Source organism: Ruegeria sp. AK4 (assembly GCF_056541025.1).
Genome location: NZ_JBQFXS010000016.1, coordinates 64,079 through 75,134, shown reverse-complemented (window position 1 = coordinate 75,134; position 11,056 = coordinate 64,079). Strand labels below are relative to the sequence as shown.

General features: G+C 53.9%; 11 protein-coding genes. 6 read left to right on the top strand and 5 right to left on the bottom strand.

Features of this window, described 5'->3' with window-relative positions; translation table 11 throughout:
- Positions 1-143 precede the first annotated feature (143 nt).
- Both ACR0EZ_RS20460 and ACR0EZ_RS20455 read left to right on the top strand, forming a co-directional pair.
- Positions 144-1,295: a hypothetical protein gene (locus ACR0EZ_RS20460; protein ID WP_480616535.1), complete on the top strand. Its 1,152-nt coding sequence runs from the start codon at positions 144-146 to the stop codon at positions 1,293-1,295.
- Complete coding sequence (locus ACR0EZ_RS20455) at positions 1,292-1,492, top strand: hypothetical protein (protein ID WP_480616534.1); 201 nt, start codon at positions 1,292-1,294, stop codon at positions 1,490-1,492. Before ACR0EZ_RS20460 ends, ACR0EZ_RS20455 begins: the two co-directional genes overlap by 4 nt.
- A gap of 132 nt (positions 1,493-1,624) precedes the next feature.
- Here the strand turns inward: ACR0EZ_RS20455 and ACR0EZ_RS20450 are convergent, their stop codons facing one another.
- Both ACR0EZ_RS20450 and ACR0EZ_RS20445 read right to left on the bottom strand, forming a co-directional pair.
- On the bottom strand, positions 1,625-1,909 hold the full coding sequence (locus ACR0EZ_RS20450; RefSeq protein WP_480616533.1) for a hypothetical protein: 285 nt from the start codon (positions 1,907-1,909) through the stop codon (positions 1,625-1,627).
- Between the two features lie 387 nt (positions 1,910-2,296).
- Entirely contained in the window at positions 2,297-3,193 is an 897-nt protein-coding gene (locus ACR0EZ_RS20445) for a LysR family transcriptional regulator (RefSeq protein WP_480616532.1), read from the bottom strand.
- 145 nt (positions 3,194-3,338) lie between these two features.
- Between ACR0EZ_RS20445 and ACR0EZ_RS20440 the strand changes: the two genes are divergently transcribed.
- From ACR0EZ_RS20440 to ACR0EZ_RS20425, 4 genes are all read left to right on the top strand, one after another.
- On the top strand, positions 3,339-4,247 hold the full coding sequence (locus ACR0EZ_RS20440; RefSeq protein ID WP_480616531.1) for an MBL fold metallo-hydrolase: 909 nt from the start codon (positions 3,339-3,341) through the stop codon (positions 4,245-4,247).
- Between the two features lie 24 nt (positions 4,248-4,271).
- Complete coding sequence (locus ACR0EZ_RS20435) at positions 4,272-4,841, top strand: carboxymuconolactone decarboxylase family protein (protein WP_480616530.1); 570 nt, start codon at positions 4,272-4,274, stop codon at positions 4,839-4,841.
- Between the two features lie 140 nt (positions 4,842-4,981).
- The gene (locus ACR0EZ_RS20430) at positions 4,982-5,767 is read left to right on the top strand and encodes a peroxiredoxin-like family protein (protein ID WP_480616529.1); all 786 of its coding nucleotides are present in this window, start codon (positions 4,982-4,984) and stop codon (positions 5,765-5,767) included.
- 113 nt (positions 5,768-5,880) lie between these two features.
- Positions 5,881-6,759: a peroxiredoxin family protein gene (locus ACR0EZ_RS20425; RefSeq protein ID WP_480616528.1), complete on the top strand. Its 879-nt coding sequence runs from the start codon at positions 5,881-5,883 to the stop codon at positions 6,757-6,759.
- 500 nt (positions 6,760-7,259) lie between these two features.
- Here ACR0EZ_RS20425 and yghX read toward each other — a convergent pair whose 3' ends face one another.
- The 3 genes from yghX to ACR0EZ_RS20410 all read right to left on the bottom strand — a co-directional run bounded on the left by yghX (position 7,260) and on the right by ACR0EZ_RS20410 (position 11,055).
- Positions 7,260-8,147 carry a YghX family hydrolase gene (gene yghX, locus ACR0EZ_RS20420; protein WP_480616527.1) on the bottom strand — a complete coding sequence of 296 codons (888 nt, stop codon included), beginning with the start codon at positions 8,145-8,147 and terminating at the stop codon, positions 7,260-7,262.
- An 89-nt stretch (positions 8,148-8,236) separates the two neighbouring features.
- Complete coding sequence (locus ACR0EZ_RS20415) at positions 8,237-9,760, bottom strand: malonate--CoA ligase (protein ID WP_480616526.1); 1,524 nt, start codon at positions 9,758-9,760, stop codon at positions 8,237-8,239.
- Positions 9,757-11,055 carry a malonyl-CoA decarboxylase gene (locus ACR0EZ_RS20410; RefSeq protein ID WP_480616525.1) on the bottom strand — a complete coding sequence of 433 codons (1,299 nt, stop codon included), beginning with the start codon at positions 11,053-11,055 and terminating at the stop codon, positions 9,757-9,759. Before ACR0EZ_RS20410 ends, ACR0EZ_RS20415 begins: the two co-directional genes overlap by 4 nt.
- Position 11,056 lies beyond the last annotated feature (1 nt).

Below are 11,056 nucleotides of genomic sequence, written 5' to 3'. Positions count from 1 at the left end.
CAAATCCGCCGCATAATCAAACCAACCAGATGCGCCAGATCCTCTCTTAGCTCAGGCAGCCATCTGTCCCAAAATCCCTGACAACGGACACCCTGGGGGCTGCGCTAAGTGGTATCAAGGGCGAGATGCCTGGAAATCTGCCGATGCCGGAAGTGCGCTCCTTATGTGAGTTAGGCTTTCACAACCTGGCCAGTGGCAATGCGAAGTTCAAATCAGCCCTTCATGAACTGCACGAAGCCAGCACAACCGAACGTCCTTACAACAGCGCAGACTTGGGGCCATTCTATCACTGGCTTCGAGAGGCTCATGCTGAGCCGCCCTTGGCTGAACTGGTTCAGATCATTCAGAAGCATGTCTTTGACACATACCCAACACCAACAGGCAAAGGCGTATTCGGCAAGAAGCCAAAAGTTCAGAAATGGCTTACAATTAACGATGCGCGAAACCGCTCAGGTTTCGGAGCCGTGTTCTTGAAGCAGCTCCTCGGTCATCTGGACGGAATCTCCGAGGAAGACGCTCTCAAACGAACCGATGTGCACGTCGATGAAATCAAAAGGGCGAAATCCTACTGGAGAACTCTCATCAACCTTAAGAGCGCTGCTCCTGACTTGGGTATTCATGCCCAACAAGTTAAGGCGCTTCAAAACCGATGCGTCCTCTCAACGGTCAAAATTACCTCGTCCAAACGTTACTTGAAACGCGAGGAACTTGATGACCTTTTGAAACGCATTTCAGAACTTCCCCAATCTCTATCTGAAAAGCCAGTTCTTCCCATTAAAGAATTTTGTCGCGCCAAGGGTGTTCAATTGACCCGAGTGATTGATCTCTGGATAAGTGGCGATTTGGATGGGAAGGTCTGTCGAGGTGAAGGTATTGGCCTGCAAGCGATAGAGGTGGATTGGGATGCACTATGTCAAAAGCCAAGGATTCAACTTGATCGTGATCTAAAGCTTCCGGAAGCAGCCAGTTATCTTCAGATCAGTGTTATTTCTATAAGGCATTTGAGGGATCATGGCTATTTGGCCCAGATCCAGCATCGCAATCCTGATACCAACCATCTGAGAAGCTATATTTCAAAGAGCAGCATCCAAGCATTCGAGCGAACCTATATCACCCTCGGCCAGATGGCATCACGACAGAAGGTGGCCTCAATCCATTTGGCGCGGCAATTGGATCGCGATTCTGTCCAACCAATTTCCTGCGGGAATGAGTTTGTCCGTGTCTACGACAGAAATGCTGTGGGCTGGGGAAGGGATTGCAAAGCAACAAAAACATGGAGGAATAGCCAGCCATGAGCACGGAAATGACAGATCAGGAACTCGCGGACGACGATGAGGCGCAGCTTCGAATGATTGTCGAAGTCTATGCCGGCCACGAAGACCCCTATGACGTGGACGCAGTGCTGTCTCATGTAAGCTGGGTGCGCCGTATGAAACGCAAAGGCATTCTAGATTTGATAGCCGAGTATCCTGACGAAGAAGAGCCGGACTGACACAAACTTGGGGAGATTCATATAATGCCCCACTGCGATGTTCGCTTTTCCCAGCACCGGCCCAACGCCTCCAAGTGCTGCAGAAATCCGAGCGATGTCTTGATCGACATGCGCCCGGAAAGCGTTGTGATCTTAAACCTCTTTGTCTTCGCCATTCTCCGCGAACGAATTGCTCAACGCTTCAAGTAAGAGTTGTTCCATACGATAGGGCATCTCATCGACACCCCAGGCCCGTCTCGGGTCCGGCCAGAGCTTGTCAAAGAGTTCTTCGGTCATGACAACATAGGATACGCGCCCGGCGTGACGTAGAAACGTCGGGCCAGCATCTGCTTGTTTCATAAGGCTGAAGGCATTGTATTGCAGCGTTTCGATATCGAACCGTCGACGTTGGATCGGTGGAAAGTCAGTATGGTTCATGTGTTCTCCTTTCAAGTGCGCACGTCATTGGCCACGAAGAATTCCGTGTTGAGTGCGGCTCGAAGGAAAACGATCAGGTCATGGTTCCAGCTAGCATATCAAAGCCCTGCTGTCAGCAGAGATGCAGAAACAGTTCAGCGCTGACGTTCGATTGGATCTTCATCAATTGCTGCTCTGCGGACAAAACGGCCGTTCGTGTTCACGGCCCCGGAGTCCGTATCCAGCCCAAACCGGACATTCAAACTAAGTCTTTGCATTTCCGCCTTGCGGACTTTGCAGACATCCGCATTTTTTGCGCCAGAGGACCGGAGGCAGCCCCAAGCAGACATTCAAAACAAGGCTTTACAATTACAGCTTTCGCAAAACCTGGCATTCGACGATCACTCCTCAAGGATCCTTTCTCTTTGCTAAAGCCTCCTGCAAGTGCCTTGTGAATACGCGGGCTGACGGCTTGGTGTGGCGACCACCTGCCAGCAATGCATTCAATTCAACGTTTCCGATTGACCAATCAGGTAGCAATTGCACGAGAGTCCCTGCTTCCAACTCGTTTCTGCAACTCCAGTAGGAGGTACTTACAATACCCAAACCGGCGACTGCCGCAGTCGTCGTGCTTTCGTTGACGGAAATCATCAACTGGCTTTCGACACGAATTGACTGAACCTTACCGGCCTTCTCAAAACTCCAGCCGGCCTTTCCGATACTCGATGGGCCGAGGATCACGTTGTGATTGACCAAATCGGCAGGCTGTTTCGGAGTGCCGGCTTTCTTCAGATATGAAGGGGACGCAACCAAAACTCTGGGCGTCGAGCCCAGCTTGCGCGCAACCATCGTCGAGTCTCCTAGCGGTCCAAACCGGATGGCGACGTCGATAGCCTCATCAATCAAGTCCTGCATCGAATCCGTCAGAACAAGATCCACTTTCAGCTGGGGGTGTTGTTCTAGGAACGGAGGCAAAGCGGGTATGATTTCCCGTTGTGCAAAACTCGCTGCTGACCCAACTCGTAAACGACCTCGCAGCTCGCCAGTGCCCCTGACGAAGTGATTGGCCTCCTCAATGTCCGAGAGGATCGGCTCAATGCGAGTCAAATATTCTTCCCCGGCTTCCGTCAGTCGAACGGCATGGGTGGAGCGTAGAAAAAGCTGAACCCCAAGGTCTTTCTCAAGATTAGAAATGATGCGGGAAACAGACGGCTGGGACTTACCGGTTTCTTTGCCCGCAGCGGTAAAGCTACCGGTGCGCGCAACTCGTGCGAACAAACGGAGAGTGGAGAAGTTATCGGACATTTGCTTTTCGAATAACTGTTAGGCTTTTTGGCAGGCTACCGTCCGGCTTTCATATGAGCAACATGTGAACGCAACAGCAAGCTCACCCGGAAGGTCACATTCGGAAACTGTGGCTAAGACGGTCTTTCGAAAAGGATCATGTGACATGGCAAACTCACCAATGAGTAGACGGCATTTTCTTACCACTTCGCTGGCCGGAACGACGCTTGCATTGGCGTCACGAGCGATTGCTGCAACTCGCATCAATGTGGGTGAAAAACAGATCTTCGCCCTGTCAGATGGTTACTTCGATATGCCCGCGAGCATGTTTCTGGGAACGCCTGAAAGCCTGAAAGCTCAGATTGGTGATCCCGCACGGATCGCCGCCAACACCTACGCATATCGGGTTGGCAACCGTACCATCTTGTTCGACGCGGGCGCTGGCACCAGCGACTTCATTGCCAAAGCCTTCCCGACAGTGGGCGAGCTTCCCGGCGAGTTAGGCTCAATTGGTGTCTCGGCGGAAGACGTGACCGACATCGTGATCACGCACATGCACCCGGATCACGTTGGTGGCCTTGCTATCGGTGATCGGATGGCGTTTTCGAACGCTCAGATTCACATAGCGGCTGCTGAATGGAACTTCTGGAATGCGAGCGGTTTTGCAACCGGCGCACCGGAACCGATGCAGCCTATGGTAAAAAATGTTCAATCGCTTTCGAATGTCATCGGAAGCAATGTTTCCCTCCATAGTGGATCGGCCGACTTGGGCGATGGCGTGAGTGTCCTGCCCGCGCCGGGTCACACCCCTGGCCATACTGCTATCGTCCTTGATGGTGGTCGCGAACAGTTCATTGTTGTTGGTGACCTCACGGTCCACGAAGACGTTCATTTTGCCAATCCGAGCTTCGGGTGGGCTTTGGACGTAGATGGTGAGCAGGCCGTGGCTACGCGGATCTCCATGCTCGACATGATCGCCACCGATGGTCTGATCATGGGCGCCGCTCATGTCACCAAGCCCGGCCTAGGCCGCGTGGAGCGCAAAGGCTCCGGGTTCCGTTTCCTTCCCCTCTAATCTCGCTCTTTCAAGGAACATCAAATGACGACGTATTCCCAGCACACTGTAGACACGGCACCCGAAAGTTCGAAACCTATCCTCTCAGCGATCAAGGGCAAAATGGGCTTTGTTCCGAACCTGATGGCGACAATGGCGGAATCCCCTGTTCTGGTCGAAAGCTACATGACCATGATGGGTATTTTCGAGAAGACTGATCTGACGCCAACCGAACGCGAAATCATTCTGATGACAAACAATCGCCTGAATGGCTGCACCTATTGCATGGCTGCGCACACAGCCGTGTCGAAGATGGTCGGAGTAGATGACAGTGTCATCGATTCGCTGCGCGCAGGCACGCCAATATCGGACCCAAAGCTCGAAGCTCTGCGCAACTTCGCTGAGATTATCAACGAGACACGCGGATGGGCCAGCGATGCGCAGGTCAATGCACTGATCGAGGCCGGCTATTCAAAGCAGACCGTTCTGGAAGTCATCGCCGGAACCGCCCTCAAGGTTTTATCGAACTACACGACCCACATCGTGAACCCACCGCTCGACAGAGCTTTCGAACCGATGGCGTGGAATCCTAAAGCCGACGTGGTGGCGGAGTAGTTCAGAGTAAAACCTGCGTCCCGTAGTTTCCAACTGCCTGTAGTCAGGCGAGCACGCAAACGCCGCGCTTTTGGCGCGGTGTTTTTTTGTGCCGACCGAGTTCGCCGAACAAGCAAGGTACAATCCCATTCATTCATTTTGTGGATAACCGTTACACGAACTGGGCGGCTACCACCTCTCTCTCAACTGACCAATTATTGAAACAGGCGGCGGGAAAACCCCTAAGCCAGCCAGAGAACGCAACTTACGAAGTGGAACACAACATGACCCTCCAGAACCAACTCGACGACTTCAAGGCACAGTTCAAAACAATGGCCCCTGAAGGCGCCTTTGAAGCTTTTGCCCGTTCGACCCAAGAGTTGATTGACAGCGGCCAAGCTGAACGCGCCCTGAAAGCTGGTGACGCGGTGCCCGACTTTGTTCTGACGGATTCAGACCGCAACAATGTCGCGTTGAAAGATCTGCTGGCCAATGGGCCGGTCGTTCTGACCTTTTATCGCGGCGTTTGGTGCCCTTACTGCAACATCGAACTGAAAGCCCTTGAGGCCGTTGCCGAGGACATCCGCTCACGTGGCGCAACCCTGGTCGCGATCTCGATGCAAGGCGCGGCGGACAGCCGGAAGTCTCAGAAGGACAATGAACTGAGCTTCCCGATCCTCACGGACAAAAACGGCGAATTGGCAGAAAAGCTGGGTATTCGCTGGACGCTGCAAGACTACGTCATTCCGGTTCACGACGGTTTTGGCGTCCACCTGCCGCGCATCCATGGCGATGGCCAATGGAACCTTCCCATGCCTGCACGATACGTCGTCGATACGGATGGCAAAATCGCCTACGCCGAAGTGAACCCTGACTATACACGTCGCCCAGAGCCCGCGGACCTGTTCCCTGTTCTCGATAGTCTGACAGCAACCGCCACTGCCTGACGCGGTCGTGCGCCTCGCATTGGGGCGCACGCCGTTCAACTCACTCCCCCACGAAAAACTGGCCGAAGTGCCGCTGCTTGCAACTCGATTAAGACCTCGAAAGGACCAAGAAAATGAAGGGCAAACTCATCCTCCCTTATATCATGTCGAACCTGCTCTCGGGCGTTGGCTCGGCCGTTATGTTCTACCTATCAGGCTTTGATCCGATCTGGATCGGTACATTCTTTGCCACGTTCACCATGCCATTCTTTCTAATGGTGCTGGCCGGTGCACTAGGCATTTCCAGGACATCCAAGAACCTGCCTGTCATTCAAATCATCAACCTGGCCGCAGTGGCGTGGGTGATCTACCAAATCAGCGCGCGCGGCGGTTTCGCAGCCACCAGCGAATACGTCGCCGTGGGTCTGGCGCTGTACGGCGCAATCACCATGCAATGGTACATCCACGTCTTCTCGAACTATGGCCGCAAGCCAAGCGCAGCCATCGTGAAAGGCAAAGCGTTGCCCGAGCTTCGGCTGCAACGCCTGGACGAGACCACCACGACGTCTGCGTCCTTTGTCGGCGAAAAGACCCTGCTGGTGTTCTTCCGTGCAAACTGGTGCCCCTTTTGCATGAACCAGCTCAAAGAAGTCAAAGCGAAGGCGGATCAATTGGCTAAGGCAGGCGTGCAAGTAAAGTTCATCTCTAATCAGGGCATCGAAAACTCAAAGAAGCTCGCCAAAAACTTGGACTTGCCAGCACAATACGAAATCCTCCAGGACAGTGATCTGGCCGCAGCCAAAGCACTGGGCATCGAAGATATGGGAGGCGCTCCGTCTGGTATGCCGGGCTACCCTGCCGATACAGTCAAGGCGACTGTCATTGCACTGGACGAAGACGGAACGGTCATCTTTGGAGACGAGACGGATAATTATCGCATTCGCCCTCATCCCGATACGTTCCTGCATGTCTTCGAACCTCACGGCAGCGTCCGGGCATTCTCAGCAGCGTAAGAAATGCTACGACCCATCAGTAAGTGCCGCGTATCACAGCGCGGCACTTTAAGGGCCGTCTACTCAACTTTGCAAAGTCCGCCCTCTGCGCATAGCCGCCGTCGGTTGATCGCGCAGCATCGGTCACAATGGGCTCGAAACAGACGTTCTCCGCGCGCAGGATCAATGACTGCTGTCCGACAGATTGAAGTGATGGTTCGTTTTGTCCGCAGAGGAGCTCACCACTCAACCGGAGATCGCTTCACATAACACCCGTACTGCGATGTTCGCGGTTTGTTATCACGCCGACAAACACTCAATGGTTGTGAACCTGCCAGTGATCGCATCTATGGGAATTGGATACCTTCATTGGCGCTACGCCTTCTAAGGGCCAAGGGTTCATAGCGGTCTATCTTACTAGATAAGTTAGAATGCTTGGGCTTCCCGGGAATTATTCTCGGAGCTTTGTGGGTGTCGGCAAAGCGATATCAACGCAAGAATGGCTTCGCAGCACACCCCAATTACTCCAGATAGGTTTTGAACCATTCAATTGTGCGGTCCCAGGCCAGGTTTGCCATCTCCTCGTCATAGCGTGGCGTGCTGTCATTATGAAAACCGTGGTTGGCGTTTTCGTAGATATAGGCCTCATATACCTTGTCGTTGGCCTGCAGGGCGGCCTCAAAATCTGGCCAGCCCGCGTTGATGCGTTCGTCAAGCTCACCCATCTGAACAAGCAACGGCGCCTGAATTTTAGCCACATCCTCGGCCGCTGGCTGGCGCCCGTAGAACGGGACACCAGCGGCTAGTTCGGGATAGGCCACAGCAATTGCGCTGACCACACCGCCGCCGTAGCAGAAGCCAACAGCGCCGACTTTTCCAGTGCAATCATCTCGGTTCAATAGGTATTCAAATCCATTGAAGAAATCGTTCATCAATTCGACCCGGTCCACTGTCTTTTGCAGCTCGCGCCCGTCCGCGTCGTTGCCTGGGTATCCTCCCACTGACGTCAGACCGTCGGGGGCCAGTGCCATAAACCCGGCTTTTGCCAACCTGCGCGCCACATCCTCGATGTAAGGATTCAGGCCGCGGTTTTCGTGGATCACCAGCACCCCGGGCAGGGGCTCTTCAACGCCGGCAGGTCGGACAAGGTATCCGCGAACATCACCGGTTCCATTCGGTGAAGGATAGGTGATGTAGTCCGCGTGGATATCGGGATCGTTGAACGACACTTGCTGAGCCATCGCGTAGTTCGGGCTGAGCATGTTCAGCAGCGCGACCGCTGTCACGCCGCCGACCGCGAACTTGCCTGCGCGGTCCAGGAATTGGCGCTTGGTGATCTTGCCGTGCGCGTAAAAGTCATACAGGTCCAGAAGTTCCTGGTCGAAGTCTTTTGCCGTCATGCGAGTCATTGTGGATCTCCTGATGAGTTTGGCAGTCTGAAGGGTGGGTAGTATCCGATCTGAAGGTCTTGATTTGATTGAGCGTCTGGCTGGGCTTCCTAAGATAACGCCGGTGACCGTTCCTTGTTCGCGTACCGTTCGCGCAGCGCGTTCTTTTGAACTTTTCCCATAGTGTTTCGCGGCAACTCCTGGACGAGTTCGTAGCGGCGAGGATGTTTGAATCGCGACAGCTTGTTTCTGATGATTGACTCGATCTGTTCCAGCTGAAGCTGTGCTCCAGGCTCGGCAACCAGAGCGGCAATGATTGCTTCACCGAAGTCTTTGTCGGGGACGCCGAAAACCGCCGATTCCTGAACGCCATCGACATCGTTCAAAACGTCTTCAATTTCTTTAGGGTAGACGTTGTAACCACCAGTGATGATCAGGTCTTTTGACCGACCTACAATCGACAGGTAGCCATCCTCGCTGTATTGGCCCAGATCTCCGGTGATGAAGAATCCATTTTCTCGAAGCTCTTCAGCCGTTTTTTCGGGTATTTGCCAATAGCCCTGAAAAACATTGTGGCCACGTACTTCGATCATTCCGATCTCGCCCTGGGGCAGCGGTTCTCCAGTTTCAGGGTTGGTTACGATCACCTCAGTGCCGGGTATGGCCATACCAACAGTTCCCGCGCGACGCTCACCGCCATAAGGGTTAGAGGTGTTCATGTTCGTTTCGGTCATACCGTACCGCTCAAGGATACGGTGGCCCGTGCGCGTTTCGAACGCCACATGGGTCTCTGCCAGCAACGGGGCTGAGCCGGAAACAAACAGACGCATGTTCTCTGTGATCTCATCGGTGAAACCTTCATCGGCCAGCAATCGGGTATAAAAAGTGGGGACTCCCATTAGAAGGGTCGAGTGGGGCAATTCCTCCAAGATCATTCCAGTGTCGAATTTTTTCATCAGCCGCACTTTGGAACCGGCGAGTAGTGATGTGTTCATCGCCACGAAAAGCCCGTGCGTGTGAAAGATGGGCAACGCATGAATCAAGCGATCAGCGTCGGTGATACCCCACAAATCCACAAGGGCTTGGGCATTGGACAGCAGGTTTCGGTGGCTGAGCATCGCGCCCTTGGACCGGCCCGTGGTACCTGATGTGTAAAGAAGCGCCGCGAGGTCGTCCGGCGCGCGATCCACAGTTTCGAATACACAAGGCTGTGCGTCCGCTTCGCGGCTCAAGCTTGGATTTTCGCCGCCCAAGGTCAGCAGCTTTGCACCAGACCGGGTCGCCAATTGTTCGAATTCAACTTTGTCGTGGCTGTCGCAAACGATTAACGCAGGTTGCGCATCAGAGATGAAATAGTCCAACTCTGCCATGGTATAGGCAGTGTTTAGGGGCAGGTAGACAGCACCTGCCTGAACCGAAGCGGCATAGAGCGCAATCGTGTCGGCCTGCTTGGGCGCTTGCACAACGATGCGACTGCCAGGGGAAACTCCGCTGTTCTGCAAGACATGCGCGATTTGCGCGGTGCGCTGCAGAAACTCATCATAAGTGACCACCTGGCCATTATCGAGTTGCAGGAATGGAGCCGTGTTGCCCTCGTGGCGGGCAAACAAACTGTCGTAAAGTGTATTAGTCACGCTGTATTTTCCCTAGGCTTTACCGCAAGCGTCGCAGTTGAAGCTGCGCGAATTGAACGCGAGGCTTGGATCGTGGCACGTGTCGCGAATTCTTCGTGGTAACGTTCTGTTTTGTTCAAATCGTAAAGGTAATTGACCATCGCACCTCCGGACTGGGCGCGTCCGTTTGGCGACTGATCTGCCTGGGCATGCAGGTCATGAAGCTCGGCACCATTTCCCAAGTGAAAGCGCGCCACAGGGTCAAGCGGCATGCCATCTTCGCGCTTGGCGAACATCAAGTACCGGGCGGCCATCGCGCGCACGTCCTGCGGTGTTGCTGTTTCTGCAAGCACGGCCTCGGCGGCATGCCCGTGTTCCGGGTTGTCTGTTTCACCAGCCAGCCACCGGTTTAGCCCCGGTATCGGCGACAATGTCACAAAGGTATCAAGCCCGCGAAGCTCCCGCGAAAGCTCGGTCACAACCTGCTTTATCAATATATTCCCAAAGCTGATGCCCGCCAAACCCTTTTGGCAGTTTGAAATGGAATAGAACGCCGCGACCTTTGCCTGCTCGGCTTCGATCGGTTCTGGTGCTTCGGATAGAAGCGTATCTATTGCATCCGGGATTTCGGCGGTCAGAGCGACCTCAACAAAAATCAGTGGCTCATCTGGCATCGAAGGATGGAAGAACGCAAAACAACGACGGTCTGGCGGGTAGAGCCTTCGCCGCAAATCGTCCAGATCGTTGATTTGGTGCACCGCTTCATAGGCGACGATCTTATCCAGAACGCGGGCAGGGGTGTCCCAGCTGATTTGCTTGAGGACAAGAAAGCCCCGGTTGAACCAGCTGCGCAATAAATGGACGAAATCGATATCAGTTCGCTTGAGTTCGGGGTTGGATTTGAGAAAGCGCAGCAGATCGATGCGCATGGCCACAAGTTCTTGCGTCGCACCAGACGGCTGGTTCAAACGGCGTAACAACTCTTGCCGCCTTGGCTCTGCAACTTCATTAAGCTTTTGATACAGCTGGACACTTCGATCATTGGCGTAGAGGCGCGCCGTTTGGGAAAGCTGATCGGCGTCTAGCTCTAGATGGTCATTCAAATAGGCAAAAAAGTCTAGCTTCTCGGGATCATCCAGAGTGTGGTAGCGATCAAGAATCGTAGACGCCAATGTGAAACCCGATACCTCACCCTCTGCGGACAGAAGCGCCTCACATAGCTCGGCAATGGATCGTTGGTCATCCTTGCCACGCCTTTTGTCGGGACGGTCCAGCAACTGGTTTAACAAATCACCCAGAAACCAATTCCGTTGCATT

What these genes read in the sequence shown, in the direction of transcription:
- ACR0EZ_RS20460 (WP_480616535.1), top strand. Translation starts at nt 144, where the DNA reads ATGCCGGAAGTGCGCTCCTTATGTGAGTTAGGCTTTCACAACCTGGCC.
- ACR0EZ_RS20455 (WP_480616534.1), top strand. Translation starts at nt 1,292, where the DNA reads ATGAGCACGGAAATGACAGATCAGGAACTCGCGGACGACGATGAGGCG.
- ACR0EZ_RS20450 (WP_480616533.1), bottom strand. Translation starts at nt 1,909, where the DNA reads ATGAACCATACTGACTTTCCACCGATCCAACGTCGACGGTTCGATATC.
- ACR0EZ_RS20445 (WP_480616532.1), bottom strand. Translation starts at nt 3,193, where the DNA reads ATGTCCGATAACTTCTCCACTCTCCGTTTGTTCGCACGAGTTGCGCGC.
- ACR0EZ_RS20440 (WP_480616531.1), top strand. Translation starts at nt 3,339, where the DNA reads ATGGCAAACTCACCAATGAGTAGACGGCATTTTCTTACCACTTCGCTG.
- ACR0EZ_RS20435 (WP_480616530.1), top strand. Translation starts at nt 4,272, where the DNA reads ATGACGACGTATTCCCAGCACACTGTAGACACGGCACCCGAAAGTTCG.
- ACR0EZ_RS20425 (WP_480616528.1), top strand. Translation starts at nt 5,881, where the DNA reads ATGAAGGGCAAACTCATCCTCCCTTATATCATGTCGAACCTGCTCTCG.
- yghX (WP_480616527.1), bottom strand. Translation starts at nt 8,147, where the DNA reads ATGACTCGCATGACGGCAAAAGACTTCGACCAGGAACTTCTGGACCTG.
- ACR0EZ_RS20410 (WP_480616525.1), bottom strand. Translation starts at nt 11,055, where the DNA reads ATGCAACGGAATTGGTTTCTGGGTGATTTGTTAAACCAGTTGCTGGAC.